Raw genomic sequence first — 15,296 nt, forward strand, 5'->3', positions numbered from 1 at the left:
TCGGCTACGGCCCACACTGCGGGCGGGTCGGATTCGGGGGAGCGCACGCCGCAGCAGAGCCCAACCGGACTACGGGCCGAGCCGTGCGGGGAGCGGACTTCAATTCTTCCTGCCGAACTTGGATGCGGCAACGAGCAATTGGGGCCACCGACCGGTATATGGCGGTGAGAGGCTTATATCCCTACCCAGTGTTTCGCCGGAGGATGCGCGAGTCGACGTTCAAGGCTTGTAGGTGCGTCCAGGACGGAAGATCCGACGCCGGCTCTCCCGCAGGGGCCGGGGACGCGGGCCCTTCCGTCACCCGGCGATGGGCTGCCGCGGCGGCCGCTCGAGCGTGATCCGGCGGTGGATCGCCGGCCGTCGGTCGTCGGCTGTCGATCACCGGCCGTAGGTCGTCCGCGGCTATGGCGGCTGCCGACCGCCGCACGCAGTCCGCCTATGGGCGGGTCCGGGTGCTGGGCGCCAGCCGCCAGCCGCCGGGCGCCGGATGCGGATGTCCGGGCGCCCGGGCCACGGGTCGGCCTGTGGATCTGACGGTCGGCGTCTCGCCGTCAGCCCTGCATGGCCAGAACCAGCGGCAACACCCCTTGCGCGCCTGCCCGTCGCAGCATCCGGGCGGTGACCGCGAGGGTCCAGCCCGTCTCCGTGTAGTCGTCCACGAGGAGGACCGGGCCCGGGGTCTCGGCGAGTGCGGCGGCGAGCGCGGGGGGCACTTGCAGCATGCCGTCGAGGGCCTTGAGGCGCTGGGCGCTGTTGCTGCGGGAGATCGGCGAGGCGTCGGCGGTGTATTCCACCTCGCCGAGCAGGGGCAGCCGGCCGACTTCCGCGATCCGCGCGCCCAGCGAGTGGACCAGTCGCGGTCGGGTGCGGGAGGCGACGGTGACCACGCCGACCGGGCGCGGTGAGGCGTCCGCCGCTCCGGAGGCCCAACCGCCGGGCCCCTTCGCCCAGTCCGCCAGCACCTCCACCACGGCTCTGGCCACGTCGTCCGGAACCTGCGCGTCCGGGGCCTGCGGGGTCAGCATCGGGCGCAGCCGGTTGCCCCAGCCGATGTCCGACAGACGCCCCAGGGCCCTCCCGGGCGCCGCCTGCTCGCTCGCCGGGATGCGCCCCTTGAGGTCCATGCCGATCGCCGCCAGTCCGGTGGGCCACATCCGGCGGGGCTCCACCTCGACGCCCGCACGGCCCAGGTCCGTCCGTGCGGCGTCCAGCGCGGCGGAGGACGTGTCGGCTGTGTATCGGGCTCCCGCGCAGTTGTCGCATCGGCCGCACGGCTTGGCGCCTTCGTCGTCCAGCTGGCGCTGGAGGAACTCCATCCGGCACTCCGTCGTCGACGCGTACTGCCGCATCGCCTCCTGCTCGGCCTTGCGCTGCCGCGCGACCCACGCGTACCGCTCGGTGTCGTACTGCCACGGCAGGCCGGTGGACAGCCAGCCGCCCTTGACCCGCTTCACCGCCCCGTCGACGTCGAGAACCTTGAGCATGGTCTCCAGACGGGAACGGCGCAGTTCCACCAAGGGTTCCAGGGCGGGCAGGGACACGGGGCGCTGCGCCTGCGCGAGAACGTCAAGAGTGCGTCGCACCAGCTCCTCGGACGGGAAGGCGAGCGACGCGAAGTACTCCCAGATCGCCTCGTCCTCCCGTCCCGGCAGCAGCAGCACCTCCGCGTGCTCGACACCACGTCCGGCACGGCCGACCTGCTGGTAGTACGCGATGGGGGAGGAGGGGGAGCCGAGGTGTACGACGAACCCCAGGTCGGGTTTGTCGAAACCCATGCCGAGGGCGGAGGTCGCGACCAGCGCCTTCACCTTGTTGGCCAGCAGATCCTCCTCCGCCTGCTGCCGGTCGGCGTTCTCGGTGCGGCCCGTGTACGAGGCGACGACATGACCGCGCTGCCGGAGGAAGGCGGTGACCTCCTCCGCCGCGGCCACCGTGAGCGTGTAGACGATCCCGGAGCCGGGGAGTTCGTCGAGATGGTCGGCGAGCCAGGCCATCCGGTGCGCCGCGTCGGGCAGCCGCAGCACGTTGAGGCTGAGGCTCTCGCGATCCAGCGGTCCGCGCAGCACCAGGGCGTCCGAGGCGCCCCCGGTGCCGAGCTGCTCGGCGACGTCCGCGGTCACGCGCGCATTGGCGGTCGCGGTCGTCGCGAGGACCGGCACGCCCTGCGGAAGATCGGTGAGCATCGTCCGCAGCCGGCGGTAGTCCGGCCGGAAGTCGTGGCCCCAGTCGGAGATGCAGTGCGCCTCGTCGACCACGAGCAGCCCGGTGGCGGCGGACAGCGCGGGCAGCACCTGGTCGCGGAAGTCCGGGTTGTTGAGGCGCTCCGGACTGACCAGCAGGACATCGACCTCGCCCGCCGCGATCTCGCGCTGCACGGTCTCCCACTCCTCCGTGTTCGAGGAGTTGATGGTCCGCGCACGGATGCCGGCCCGGGCCGCGGCGTCGACCTGGTTGCGCATCAGGGCGAGCAGGGGGGAGACGATCACGGTGGGCCCGGAGCCACGGGCGCGGAGCAGGGAGGTCGCCACGAAGTAGACCGCGGACTTTCCCCATCCCGTCCGCTGGACCACCAGGGCCCGACGCCGGTCTGCGACCAGCGCCTCGATCGCCCGCCACTGGTCCTCCCGCAGCCGGGCCGCGCCCGAGGCGTCGCCGACGAGACGGGCGAGGACGGCGTCGGCGTCAGCCCGGAGATCCGTGTTGCTCGTGTGCTCCATGCCTCCATACAACAGGACGGCGCTGACAATCCGGTCACGGCCGTTGTGGGAGCTGGGCTCCGAGGGGTTCGGGTCGCGACGGCCCGGCTTGCCTGACATGTCCGTGATCGGAGTTATCCACAGGTCGAGCGGGATTTCGTCATCCGCGAGATCGTCTGCGCATGACGAATCACAGCGAATCCACGGGCTCATCCGACAACGGCGACATCGCCCGGCGCGACGGCTGGGAAGCCCAGGAACTTCAGCAGGGACGGTGGGCGGAGACCGGCGGCCACACCGCCCACACCGCCGCCCACACGAGTCACCCGATGTATGACGGTGAGGCCGAGTACGGCACCGCCCAGGCCGTCCACCGGGTCACTCTGCGGTCCCCGGACGAACTCGCCGACGCGCTGCCCTACCTGCTCGGATACCGGCCCGAGGACAGCATCGTGCTGGTGGCCCTGCACGACCGCGGCGGGCGAGGACGCTTCGGCGGCCGGGCCAGGCTCGGCATCCCGGCCAGCCCGGACGACTGGGGCGCCGTCGCACAGCAACTGGCAGAGGGCCTGGTCAGGGGCAGCGAGCGCAGGGGCAACCGTCCCGCGCAGATGGTGGCCTACCTGTGCCAGGATCCGGCGCGGGGCGAGACCGGCCGCCAGGTCATGGAACGCCTGCAGCCGCTCGCAGAGCAGCTGCGTCTCGCGTGCGGCCGTCTCGACATCCCGGTGATCGAAGCGCTCTGCATCGCGGACGGCCGCTTCTGGTCGTACTGCTGCGCCGGCGAGGGCTGCTGTCCGGTCGAAGGCGTCCCGATGGGCCTGCCGGGAACCTCGGTGCTGGCCGCCGCCGCGACCTACGCGGGGATCCAGGTCCGAGGCACCCTGCGCGAGCTGCGGGCCAGGCTGCAGCCGCTGGAGACCGGCGCGGCGCTGGAGCAGGAAGTCGCGCTGGACACCGCCGCCATGGAGCTGGTCCCGAGGATCCTCGACGACGAGAGCCGTGCTGCGGTGGCCGCAGAGACGCTCCGGCTCGCCGCACAGGCCATGCGGCGGCTCGCCGAGGCGCCCGTGGTGTCAGGCGTGCTCCTCGCCGACCACCGGGACGACGAGCTGATCGGATGCGATGAGGCCGCCGCTCTGATCCTCGGCCTTCAGGACCGTATGACGCGCGACCGGGCGGCCGAGTGGATGGAGGGCGACGAGGCGGCTCCCGCGCTGCGTCTGTGGCGAGCACTGGCACGACGTTGTGTCGGACCGTACGCGGAACACGCGGCGGCGCCGCTGACCCTTGCGGGGTGGGTCGCCTGGTCCGGCGGTGACGAACTCGAGGCGAGGGAGGCGTTCGCCATGGCCCTGGGCGTGGACCCCGGCTATCTCTTCGCCCGCCTGCTGCACCAGGCCTGCAACGAAGGCCTCGACCCCGAGTCGGTACGACGCTGCCTACGCGCCGAACGCGACGGGCGAGTCGCACGCGACGGACGAGTTGCCGGCGACGGACGGGTTGCAGCCGACGGACGCAACGGAGAGGACGGAAACGAAGGAGGCGAAGGAGGGGAAGGCGGCGAAGGAGGTGACGGACGCGGAAGCTGTGCGGCATCGGACTGGGAACGCGGGACCGACGGCCACCCCGCGCCCGTAAATACCGATGAAACCGCCGAACCCGGTGAGGCAACCGAACCCGACGGAGCCGGAGTGACCCTCGTACCCGACGGGCTCCACGACCCGGACGACCCGGACGACGGGGACGACGCCGACGAGACCGACGACGCGGTCCGTCCTCCCGTCGCCGAAGGCACCGCGGACGCCGAGGGCTCGGACCCGCACGACTCACCGGTCAGGGCCCCAGGGTCTCTGCCGCCTGCCGTCCACCCGACCCTCCGCAGGCGTCGCCGCCCCCGTCCCACCGCTGTGGGGACCGGGCCCGCTCCGGCTGGGGAAGGAGGCAGGGAAGGGCAGGGCCCGGGAACGCACGCGCCCCGTCACCGTTCGACGCCGACGAACGCCGTGCGTCTCAGTCCCCCGAGCCGTGCGGGATCACGCACGCGCCCCGGAGCGGCACTCCCCGCTCGACGTCACGGCGAGGGCGGGGAAGGCGTGCGGTTCCGGGCGGGCGAAACCCCGGGCAACCCCTGACGCTCCGTCGCTACACGCGCGCCGACGGAATCCCAAGCCCCCGGCCAACTGCGCCCGCCCCGACCGACTCCCCCCAGCCGATTCCTCCCTGTCCATCCCCTCCCCGTCCATCCCCTTCGTCCCGGCCCTGCCGCATCCAGTCCCGCCGTCCGGCCCCGCCACGTCCAGCCCCGCCACGTCCGGTCGTCCTTGTCCGGCCGGAGTGCTGTGGAGGCGGCCGCCATTCGGTGGGGGCTTCCGGCCGGGGGCGTGACCCGGGGGAGTCCCGCCCCGTTCACCTGAGTGGCGGATTGCCTTCGGACACGCCACCGCAGCTCACCCGCCCTGCCGGAGCCTCCCATCAGGCCTCGATCCAGCCCGAGGCGTACAGAGAGCAGAAGAAGTCACCGCATGCACCAGCCGACTCCGCCCTCCGCCGCCGACGCTCGTCTCGGCATCGACGCACTCTCCGGTCTCGATGAGAGCTCCGGCGCCGTCCGCCGGGCGCCCCATGACACGGATGCCGACCGGCTGTCTCCCGGTCGGCAACGTCCCGACCGGCGACCTCCTGACCGAGAACCTCCGGAGCACCGCACCGCGCCCTACCGGCTTCAGTCGCCCGGCACGGTCGGCCGTCCGCCGGCGGCCACCGCCGGAGGCAGTGCGCCGTCGCAGGGCTCACCCGGTGCACCGCGCATCGCGGGCCTGCCGCCCACCCACACCGCGATGATCTGTGTCGCCCTGCCCGGTCTCGCCATCTCGACGGAACAGGGGCAACTGACGGGACACGGGCTGGAGGGCTTCTACCGGGCGGGTCGGCGGGTCCTGTCCCGGTGCCAGCTGCGGGTGGCGGGACGAGAACCTCTGGTGGTGCAGGCCCGGATGACACTGGCCGACTCCGCGCGCTTCGTCGGCACCCTGCGGGTCACCCCGCACGGCGGCCCGGATCCGGACGTGGTCGTCGAGCGGGTCCGGTCCGCCGACGGCACGGAGCGGATCACCCTGCGCAGTACGGCCGCACGCCCGCTGCGCCTCCCGGTCGAAGTGACCCTGGGGACCGATCTGGCCGACCTGGGGGCGATCGCCGCAGGGGCCGCCGGCCCCGAACTGCCCGCCAGCGTCTACGACTCGGGGTTGCGCTGGTCCTGTGCCGCCGGGACCTCGAGCGTCAGCGCCGCGCCCGCGCCCTCCGACGCGATCGCCTCCGCGGGACTGCTGCGCTGGGAGTTCGACGTGCCCCCGGGAGGCAGCGTCCACGTGGAGTTGAGGGTCCGGCTGGAGGGCACCGGCCCGGTGCGCGCCGTCGGCCGTGCGGCGACGAGCCTCCTGGCGCCGGCGCAGGCCACGGGCGACGACCCCCGTGTCAGAGCGCTGCTGACGCGGAGCGTCCAGGATCTGCAGGCCCTGCTGGTGCGCGATCCCGAGCGTCCGGCGGACGCCCACCTGGCGGCCGGCGCCCCCTGGCGCTGCGGGCTGGCTCCGGCCGAAGCGCTCGCCGCGGCCCGGATGACACTGCCACTGGGCACCCGTCTCGCCGCGGGAACGCTGCGCACGCTCGCCCGCACCCAGGTCACGGCCCCGGGACCGAGGTGCGGCCTGATCCCCGGACCGCGACGGGACGCGGGCGTCCACCTGCCGCCCGCCTGTACGGGGACGGAGGCCACGCTGCTCTTCCCGGCGCTTCTCGCGGAGGCCCGCCGGTGGGGTCTGCCCGACAGTGACACGGAGGAATTGCTGCCGGCGGCCGAACGCTGTCTGACCTGGCTGCGCACCTCGGTCGGCGACGGCCCCTACCTGCGGGACCCGCATCCCAACGGTCCCGTCCGCTGCGAGACCCAGGCGCACGCCCACCGTGCCGCGCTCCTGGGCGCGGACCTGCTCGACGCCTGTGGGGGAGCGGGCGACGGCGGGCTGCGGGAATGGGCCAGGACAGCGCGCGCGGTGTTCCGCCGGGACTTCTGGATCGACGACGGGGCGGGCGGCCGGCCCGCGGCCGCCCTCGGCCCCGACGGGCGGCCGTTGCCGCACCTCTGCGCGACGACCGTCCACATCCTCGACACCGGGCTGCTCGGCGGCGGCGCCCACGCCCCGGGGCTATTGGACAAGGTGCAGACTGAACAACTGGCCCGGTTGCTCGGAAGCCCCGCCATGGACTCCGGCTGGGGCCTTCGCGGGCTGGGGGCGAAGGAGGCGGGTCACAATCCCTTCGGTCACCGGAGCGGCGCGGTCCGGGTCCACGAGACGGCGATCGCCGTCGCGGGACTGGCCGCCACGGGCTACGAAAAAGAGAGCGTGGCCCTGCTGCGCGGCGTACTGGCGGCGTCCGACGCCTTCGGCCATCGCCTGCCCGAGATGTACGCGGGGGAGCAGCGCGCCGCCGGAAGCGCGCCCCTCCCGCATCCGGCCGCCTGCCGCCCGGCGGCCACCGCGGCGGCGGCCGGGGTCCTGCTTCTGACCACTCTCGTCGGCGTCCGCCCCGACGCCCCCGCCGGAACGGTCACCCTGCGCCCGCTGCCCAGCGCGCCGCTGGGCGAGGTCGGGCTGACGGGGCTGCGGGTCGCGGGCGCGCCCTTCGCCGTACGGGTCAGTCGGCTCGGACTCGCCATGGTGGAGGAGGCTGCCGAAAACCTGCAACTGGGAGTGTGACCCCGTATGACCTCGGAAGACGTCGACCAGGGCGGGTCGCGGTCGGGTCGATACGGCCGGGCGGGACCGCGGCGGACCAGCCGTCGATGCGACCGGCGAAAGGAGTGTTTATCGTCAGGGAGACGACTATGATCACCGCATGCCCTACGACCCGTCAGCCTTTCCGCCCTTCGCCGTCACCGTGGACCTGGTCGTGCTGACCGTGCGCCGTCACGCCCTGTGCGCGCTGGCGGTGCGCAGGGGCGAGGCGCCGTACAAGGGACGGTGGGCGCTGCCCGGCGGCTTCGTGCGGGCCGACGAGGACCTGACGCAGGCGGCAGCGCGAGAACTGGCCGAGGAGACCGGTCTGCACGCCCACGATCCCTCCGTCCCCGCCCAGGACAACGGCGCCCACCTGGAGCAGCTCGCCACCTACGGCGATCCCGGACGCGACCCCCGGATGCGTGTCGTCAGCGTCGCGCATCTCGCACTGGCCCCGGACCTCCCGGCTCCGCGAGCGGGCGGTGACGCCAGCAACGCGCGCTGGGCGCCCGTCGAGGAACTGCTCCAGCAGGCGGGCTACGGCCGCGACGACGAGACGGCCGCACCGCTCGCCTTCGATCACGCGCGGATCCTCGCGGACGGGGTGGAGCGAGCGAGATCCAAGATCGAGTACTCGTCCCTCGCGACCGCGTTCTGTCCCACGGAGTTCACGGTCGGCGAGCTGCGCCGGGTCTACGAGGCGGTGTGGGGTGTGGCGCTCGACCCGCGCAACTTCCACCGCAAGGTGACCGGTACGCCGGGCTTCCTGGTGCCCACCGGCGGCACCACCACCCGGCAGGGCGGTCGCCCCGCCCAGCTCTTCCGGGCCGGCGGCGCGACCTTGCTCAACCCGCCCATGCTGCGCCCCGAGGTCTGAGGGACGCGCACGCTGCGTCCGTGGGCCGTCCGCCGGGTGGGAGCGCTCACGAACCCGACCGTGCGGCGAACGGAAAAAACGGACATAGCGCGCTATCTTGCTTCGGGTGATCCAGGCCTTCGGACTGACCAGCAACTCCCGCAAGGCGCTTCCGCCCGCCGTCGACGACGTCTCCTTCGAGGCGCGCGCGGGCCGCGTCACCGTGCTGCTCGGAGCGCCGGGCGCGGGCAAGACCACCGTGCTGAGACTGCTGCTCGAACTCCAACAGGGCCGCGGCCTCGCCTACTTCAGAGGCCGTCCCCTGCACCGCATCGCGCACCCTTCGCGCGAGGTCGGCGTCCTCCTCGGTGACGTGCCGGGGCATCCGGCCCGCACGGTCCGCGGTCATCTGCGCATGCTGTGCGCGGCCGCCGGCGTACCCGTCCGGCGGGCCGACGAGGTGCTGGAGGTCGTCGGCCTGGTCAGCCTGCGCGACGAACGCCTCGGCACCCTCTCCCGTGGCGTCGACCGGCGGCTCGGTCTGGCCTGTGCCCTCCTCGCGGATCCGCACACGCTCGTCCTCGACAACCCGGCCGACGGGCTGTCCGAGCGGGAAGGCCGGTGGCTGTTCGGCATGCTGCGCGCACACGCCTCCCAGGGCGGCACGGTCCTCACCACCACGGCTGATCCCAAGGAGGCGGCCCGCACCGCCGACCACGTCGTCACGCTCCACCGGGGCCGGCTCGTCGCCGATCAGGAGGCCGTCGACTTCGCCCGCACCCGGCTGCGCCCTCGTGTGGCGGTGCGCACTCCCCATGCCGTCCGCCTGGCCGCCCTGCTCACCCAGGAGGCCCGGGTGGGCCGGCGTTCGGTCGAGGTCGTTCAGGAGGACGACAACCGCCTCTCCGTGTACGGCAGCACGTGCGCCCTCGTCGGCGAGACGGCGTTCCGGCACGGCGTTCTCGTCCACCAACTGGCCGACGAAACAGGGGACATGGGGCCGGGGGCCGCCGGGACGGACCCGGCGCCCTCGCACTCCGCGCGCGCAGAAGCGGGGGCGCACCGCTCGGGTGCCGCGCAGCCGAGCCCGCCGTCCGCCGCGCGAACCGCCGCGGGCTTCCTCGCGAAGGGCTCGGACGGCCCGGAGTCGTCAGAAAGCGCCGGCGTGTCGGCGAGCACGCGGAGTTCCGCCGCCGTCGAGGCGCCGGCGGCCCAGGGTGAACCGCGGCGGCCGTCCACCGCCGCCCACCGCCTCGCCGAGGCGCCTTCTGCTGACCTCCCTCAGCTTCAGGGACGAGGCCCCCGGCCCGGTGCCGCGGCGGCGAACAGGGATGCCGAGCCCGCATCCCCGAACCCGACGACCGTGAACGCCGCCCCCGTGAACACGCCGACGGCGAACGCGTCCTCCGCGAGCACCCGGCCCGCGAGCGCCGCCCCCGTGAACCCGCCGACCGTGAACGCGTCCTCCGCGAGTACCCGGCCCGCGAAGGCCGCCCCCGTGAACCCGCCGACCGTGAACGGGTCCTCCACGAAGACGCCGACCGCGAGCAGGTCGTCCTCGAACACGCCGACCCCGAACGGGTCCACCGTGCACACGCCGGGCGTGGACGCGTCCACCTCAGCCGCGGCCCTCGCCGTGGAGGCACGCCGGTCTACCGCGCCTCCCGTCCTGCCGTCCGCACGGCGTACGCCCCGAGTCTCAGGCTCCCGCACCCCCGACGCGCTGCCCGACCTGCCACCCCCCATCTCCGTACGTTCCGCTCCCAGCCCTCTGCGTCCCCTGCGCTACGAACTCCGTCGCGCCGCCGGGATCAGCACCGGCTTCGTCACCGGTGGCGTCGTCCTGCTCGTCTCCGCCGTCGTCACCCTGTTCCTGGCCCACGCCGGACACACTCCGCAGGCGCGGCTGCTGGCCGCCTGGCCCGTGGAACTGCCGCTGCCGCCGGTGGCGCTCGGCGCAGGGCTGCTCGGCGCGCTGTCCTTCGGCGACGAGTTCCGCCACCCCGCCCTGGCCGCGGACCGCGGCACCGTCCCCCGCCGGCTCGGGGTGCTCACCGCCAAACTCGTCGTCGCCGCCCTCACCGCCGCGACGCTCGCCTTTCTCACAGTGGGCTGCGATGCCGAAGTGCTCTATCTCGTCTACGGACGGGAGCTCGCCCGAGTTCCCGCGGACTGGATGGCGCTGAGTGCGAGTTGGCTCGCCCTCGTGGTCGGCTGCGCGTGGGCCGGTGTGCTGGCGGCCGGTGTCTTCCGCTCCACGACGGCCGGGCTGTCGGCGGTGCTGGCCGTGCCGGTGGTCGTCGTGCCCGTCGTACAGGGGCTCGTGGGCAGCACGTCCGTGCGGACGGCGGCCGGTATGTCCATGCGGTTGCGGGAGACGCTCCTCATGCAGTGGCCCTTCGGGGGAGAGCGGTATCTGGCGGCCGCGGCACGAGTGATCGCTCAACCCGTCGGCGGGGCGATGACCTTGTCCCTCACCGCCCTGGTGTGCGCGTATGTGGTCACCACGCTGCGCAGCAGGGTCCGATGACGACCGTCCCCGGCCGATCCCGTCCTGGCATGTGCGCAACTCCCCGCAGAAAGCCCGTTTCTTTCCGATAAGGCGTCAATTGCGACGGGGTGAGCGATCACCCTTTCGTGTGCTTTTCACCAAAGACCTCAAGGCAGTTGGAGGCAGCGCCGACAAAGGATCCGTGAGTACCCTTGCGCACACCATGATGACCGCCGCCCGCTCCGCCGACTCCGGTCTGGCCGGCCCGGGCGGGCTCGACCGCTACCCCTACGCCGAGGCCCCCGCCGTCGACCGCGTCGGAGCTCCCGTCTGGGAGTCCGCCGACCCCGAGTTGGGCCGCATGGGGCGTCGCGCCACGGGCAGCCGAGGCCGCGGGCTGCACGGCCAACTCGTCCAGCAGCTCGGACAGATGATCGTCTCGGGCGACCTGGGCGCCGACCGCCCGCTGGTTCCCGAGGAGATCGGGCAGCGGTTCGAGGTGTCCCGGACCGTCGTCCGGGAGTCGCTGCGCGTCCTCGAAGCCAAGGGCCTGGTCAGTGCCCGACCGAACGTCGGCACGCGTGTGCGTCCCGTGAGCGACTGGAATCTCCTTGATCCCGACATCATCGAGTGGCGCGCCTTCGGTCCCCAGCGCGACGACCAGCGTCGCGAGCTGAGCGAGCTGCGCTGGACGATCGAGCCGCTGGCTGCGCGCCTCGCCGCCGGCCACGGGCGGGCCGACGTCCAGCAGCGCCTGTCCGACATGGTCGAGATCATGGTCCACGCCGTGGGGCAGGGGGACGCGCTGACGTACTCCCGGGCGGATTCCGAGTTCCACTCCCTGCTCATCCAGGTCGCGAGCAACCGCATGCTGGAGCACCTCTCGGGGATCGTGTCCTCCGCCCTGCAGGTCTCCGGCGGTCCGGTCGCGGGGTGCGAGCGCCCCAATGACGCCTCGCTCTCCCATCACGGCAGGATCGTCGACGCGCTGGCCGCGGGCGACGGCGCCGCGGCGGAGGCGGCCATGCGGCAGCTGCTCACCGTGCACCCCGAGGTGGAGCGCGTCGTGCCGGCGCCGCGCGAGCACTGACCGCCTCCGCGGGCGGACCGGTCCGCGGACGTCCCGTCCGGGCCCCCACCCGCCGCGCGACGCGCCAGCCCTCTCATCGGACCCCGCAGGACCCGCCACGGGGCCTGCGGGGTCCGACGGTCGAGTGGGGGAGATTCGGCCAGGGACGTGACGGGGGCGCAAGGGGGATTCGGCCGCGGAGGCTCGGGTAGACACCACGAGTGACCGCCTCTGCCCGTGTCTGACCGTTTTTAGCTACTTACGGGGTGTGACTCGGGCCACGAAGATTGGGCGTAACGCTTGTGGAAACAACGCGATGACCTAAGAGGTGACTGCCGCGGAGGGAATACGGACGCCGTTCAAGGCGCTGTGAATCCTCCCGGTCCCCGCCCGCGCCGTCGACCCGTCCCCAGGTCGGTGGTCGGCTCCTGTTCCTCTGCGAACGGGGCCGGAAGCCGTTTTCCAACGTTCCGAGAGGTTGTTCGTGTCGGCCAGCACATCCCGTACGCTCCCGCCGGAGATCGCCGAGTCCGTCTCTGTCATGGCGCTCATTGAGCGGGGAAAGGCTGAGGGGCAGATCGCCGGCGACGATGTGCGTCGGGCCTTCGAAGCTGACCAGATTCCGGCCACTCAGTGGAAGAACGTACTGCGCAGCCTCAACCAGATCCTCGAGGAAGAGGGTGTGACGCTGATGGTCAGTGCCGCGGAGCCCAAGCGCACCCGAAAGAGCGTCGCAGCGAAGAGTCCGGCCAAGCGCACCGCCACCAAGACGGTCGCGGCGAAGACGGTGACCACGCGGAAGGCCACCGCCACCACCGAGGCCGCTCCCGCTGCCCCCGCTGTGGACGACGCCGCAGAGGAAGCCGCCCCCGCCAAGAAGGCGGCTGCCAAGAAGACGACGGCCGTCAAGAAGACGGCGGCCAAGAAGACCGTCGCCACGAAGAAGACGGCGGCCAAGAAGACCACCGCCAAGAAGGACGACGCCGAGCTGGTCGAGGAAGAGGTCCTCGAGGACGCTCCCAAGGCCGAGGGCGAGCCCGAGGGCACCGAGAGCGCCGGCTTCGTCCTGTCCGACGAGGACGAGGACGACGCGCCCGCGCAGCAGGTCGCGGCCGCGGGCGCCACCGCCGACCCGGTCAAGGACTACCTCAAGCAGATCGGCAAGGTCCCGCTGCTCAACGCCGAGCAGGAGGTCGAGCTCGCCAAGCGCATCGAGGCCGGTCTGTTCGCCGAGGACAAGCTGGCCAACGCCGACAAGCTCGCGCCGAAGCTCAAGCGCGAGCTGGAGATCATCGCCGAGGACGGCCGCCGCGCCAAGAACCACCTCCTGGAGGCCAACCTCCGCCTGGTGGTCTCCCTGGCCAAGCGCTACACCGGCCGCGGCATGCTCTTCCTGGACCTCATCCAGGAGGGCAACCTCGGTCTCATCCGCGCGGTCGAGAAGTTCGACTACACCAAGGGCTACAAGTTCTCCACGTACGCCACCTGGTGGATCCGCCAGGCCATCACCCGCGCGATGGCCGACCAGGCCCGCACCATCCGTATTCCGGTGCACATGGTCGAGGTCATCAACAAGCTCGCGCGCGTGCAGCGCCAGATGCTCCAGGACCTGGGCCGCGAGCCCACCCCGGAGGAGCTGGCCAAGGAACTCGACATGACCCCGGAGAAGGTCATCGAGGTCCAGAAGTACGGCCGCGAGCCCATCTCGCTGCACACCCCCCTGGGCGAGGACGGCGACAGCGAGTTCGGCGACCTCATCGAGGACTCCGAGGCCGTCGTGCCGGCCGACGCGGTCAGCTTCACGCTCCTCCAGGAGCAGCTGCACTCGGTGCTCGACACCCTGTCCGAGCGCGAGGCGGGCGTCGTCTCCATGCGATTCGGTCTCACCGACGGCCAGCCGAAGACCCTCGACGAGATCGGCAAGGTCTACGGCGTGACGCGCGAGCGCATCCGCCAGATCGAGTCCAAGACCATGTCGAAGCTGCGCCACCCGTCCCGTTCGCAGGTACTGCGCGACTACCTCGACTAAACGGTCGCAGCAACAGCGCGCCGAAGGCCCGGACCCCTGGAAACCGCCCTGGGGACCGGGCCTTCGGCATGCACGCGCGGGTGCGGCTCCGGGCGCCCTGAATCACTGTGGGTGTTCATCGATCACTTCGAGTGAGGAGCGCGCATGCGTCGTTGTCTGGTCCGGGCGCTGTCCCGGCCGTTGATCCTGGCGGCCGCCGCGATGGCCATACCGCTGGCCTCCGCCGCCCCGGCGGCCTCCGACGGCATCGTCCTGGGGGGTGTCCCCATCGACGTCGCCCAGGCCCCGTGGGTGGTCGCCCTGTCCAGCCGTGACCGGTTCGGAGGTACGCGCTCGGGCCAGTTCTGCGGAGGCGTCGCTGTCGGCCGGTCCACCGTGCTCACGGCGGCCCACTGCATGGGCGAGGACGTCCTGGGGGTGCCACCGGGGCAGCTGTCCGACCTGAGGGTCGTCGCGGGCCGTACGGATCTGCACTCGACCGCGGGGCAGGAGATCGCGGTGCGCAGTGTCTGGGTGAACCCGGGCTACGACAGCTCCAGCAACGCCGGAGACTTCGCCGTGCTCAGCCTCGCCGAGCCGCTCGCGACGACCGTGGTCGCCCCCATGGCCGCCGCGGGAGACCCGGCCTACACGCCGGGCTCGGACGCCGTCGTCTACGGCTGGGGGGACACCACGGGATTCGGGGCCTACGCCCACAGCCTGCGGGCGGCGGGGGTGCACGTCCTGGCCGACACGCTCTGCGAGCGGGCGTACCCCGGGTCCGCCGAGGGCGCCTACGACGCGCGGAGCATGGTGTGCGCGGGGGAGGCGCGGGGTGGTCAAGACGCGTGTCAGGGCGACAGCGGCGGGCCGCTGGTCGCACAGGGCCGACTCATCGGACTCGTCTCCTGGGGCAGCGGCTGCGGGCGGCCCGGCAGCCCAGGCGTCTACACGCGCGTCTCGGACGCCCTGCGGACGCTGCACTGGGACACCGGGACCCGAAGCCCCCACGAAGCCCCTGAGGGCGCCTGAGCGGGGCTCCTGCGGCGGCCCAGCGTGAGACCGGGCCCGCCGCCTTCACATGCGCGGGCGGCCGCCCCCGGAATCGGGGACGGCCGCCCGTACGCCGGCCTGTGCCGGTCTGGCTCGTCGTGGACGCGTCGGATCAGCGCTCTTCTTCGGAGGACACGGGAACGGTCGTCAGCCGCTCCGTCTCGTCCTGTATCTCAGCGGCGATCTTCTTGAGTTCCGGCTCGAACTTGCGGCCGTGGTGGGCGCAGAAGAGCAGTTCTCCGCCGCTGAGCAGGACGACGCGCACGTACGCCTGGGCGCCGCAGCGGTCGCAGCGGTCAGCGGCCGTCAGCGGGCTCGCGGGGGTCAGAACAGTAGTCACGT

The 15,296-nt window shown here is 72.7% G+C and carries 9 protein-coding genes; 7 read left to right on the plus strand and 2 right to left on the minus strand.

Annotated elements, in window-relative coordinates:
• Nucleotides 1-551 precede the first annotated feature (551 nt).
• Nucleotides 552-2,717, minus strand: coding sequence for a RecQ family ATP-dependent DNA helicase (locus OG802_RS26635; protein ID WP_329414359.1), 2,166 nt, complete (start codon nucleotides 2,715-2,717; stop codon nucleotides 552-554).
• Nucleotides 2,718-2,878: 161 nt separating this feature from the next.
• On the opposite strand from OG802_RS26635, the gene OG802_RS26640 reads away from it, so the two are divergent.
• The 7 genes from OG802_RS26640 to OG802_RS26670 all read left to right on the plus strand — a co-directional run bounded on the left by OG802_RS26640 (nucleotide 2,879) and on the right by OG802_RS26670 (nucleotide 14,933).
• Nucleotides 2,879-4,831: a DUF4192 domain-containing protein gene (locus tag OG802_RS26640; protein WP_329414360.1), complete on the plus strand. Its 1,953-nt coding sequence runs from the start codon at nucleotides 2,879-2,881 to the stop codon at nucleotides 4,829-4,831.
• A 705-nt stretch (nucleotides 4,832-5,536) separates the two neighbouring features.
• Nucleotides 5,537-7,456 carry a glycogen debranching N-terminal domain-containing protein gene (locus tag OG802_RS26645; protein ID WP_329414362.1) on the plus strand — a complete coding sequence of 640 codons (1,920 nt, stop codon included), beginning with the start codon at nucleotides 5,537-5,539 and terminating at the stop codon, nucleotides 7,454-7,456.
• 139 nt (nucleotides 7,457-7,595) lie between these two features.
• Nucleotides 7,596-8,354, plus strand: a complete 759-nt coding sequence (locus tag OG802_RS26650) for an NUDIX hydrolase (RefSeq protein ID WP_329414364.1) — start codon at nucleotides 7,596-7,598, stop codon at nucleotides 8,352-8,354.
• Between the two features lie 106 nt (nucleotides 8,355-8,460).
• On the plus strand, nucleotides 8,461-10,863 hold the full coding sequence (locus tag OG802_RS26655) for an ATP-binding cassette domain-containing protein (RefSeq protein ID WP_329414367.1): 2,403 nt from the start codon (nucleotides 8,461-8,463) through the stop codon (nucleotides 10,861-10,863).
• Nucleotides 10,864-11,026: 163 nt separating this feature from the next.
• Nucleotides 11,027-11,914 (plus strand): FadR/GntR family transcriptional regulator, encoded by an 888-nt coding sequence (locus OG802_RS26660; protein WP_329414369.1) that lies wholly within the window; start codon nucleotides 11,027-11,029, stop codon nucleotides 11,912-11,914.
• A gap of 463 nt (nucleotides 11,915-12,377) precedes the next feature.
• Nucleotides 12,378-13,922 (plus strand): RNA polymerase sigma factor, encoded by a 1,545-nt coding sequence (locus OG802_RS26665; protein ID WP_329414370.1) that lies wholly within the window; start codon nucleotides 12,378-12,380, stop codon nucleotides 13,920-13,922.
• Nucleotides 13,923-14,066: 144 nt separating this feature from the next.
• Entirely contained in the window at nucleotides 14,067-14,933 is an 867-nt protein-coding gene (locus tag OG802_RS26670) for a serine protease (protein ID WP_329414372.1), read from the plus strand.
• 133 nt (nucleotides 14,934-15,066) lie between these two features.
• Here the strand turns inward: OG802_RS26670 and OG802_RS26675 are convergent, their stop codons facing one another.
• Nucleotides 15,067-15,294: a DUF7455 domain-containing protein gene (locus OG802_RS26675; protein ID WP_329414375.1), complete on the minus strand. Its 228-nt coding sequence runs from the start codon at nucleotides 15,292-15,294 to the stop codon at nucleotides 15,067-15,069.
• Between the last annotated feature and the right edge of the window lie 2 nt (nucleotides 15,295-15,296).

The sequence above is a fragment of the Streptomyces sp. NBC_00704 genome, assembly GCF_036226605.1.
In the GTDB taxonomy this organism is placed as follows: Bacteria; Actinomycetota; Actinomycetes; order Streptomycetales; family Streptomycetaceae; genus Streptomyces.

Excerpts from the sequence above, each read along its gene's own strand:
- OG802_RS26635 (WP_329414359.1), bottom strand. The coding sequence starts at position 2,717 with ATGGAGCACACGAGCAACACGGATCTCCGGGCTGACGCCGACGCCGTC.
- OG802_RS26640 (WP_329414360.1), top strand. The coding sequence starts at position 2,879 with ATGACGAATCACAGCGAATCCACGGGCTCATCCGACAACGGCGACATC.
- OG802_RS26645 (WP_329414362.1), top strand. The coding sequence starts at position 5,537 with ATGATCTGTGTCGCCCTGCCCGGTCTCGCCATCTCGACGGAACAGGGG.
- OG802_RS26650 (WP_329414364.1), top strand. The coding sequence starts at position 7,596 with ATGCCCTACGACCCGTCAGCCTTTCCGCCCTTCGCCGTCACCGTGGAC.
- OG802_RS26670 (WP_329414372.1), top strand. The coding sequence starts at position 14,067 with ATGCGTCGTTGTCTGGTCCGGGCGCTGTCCCGGCCGTTGATCCTGGCG.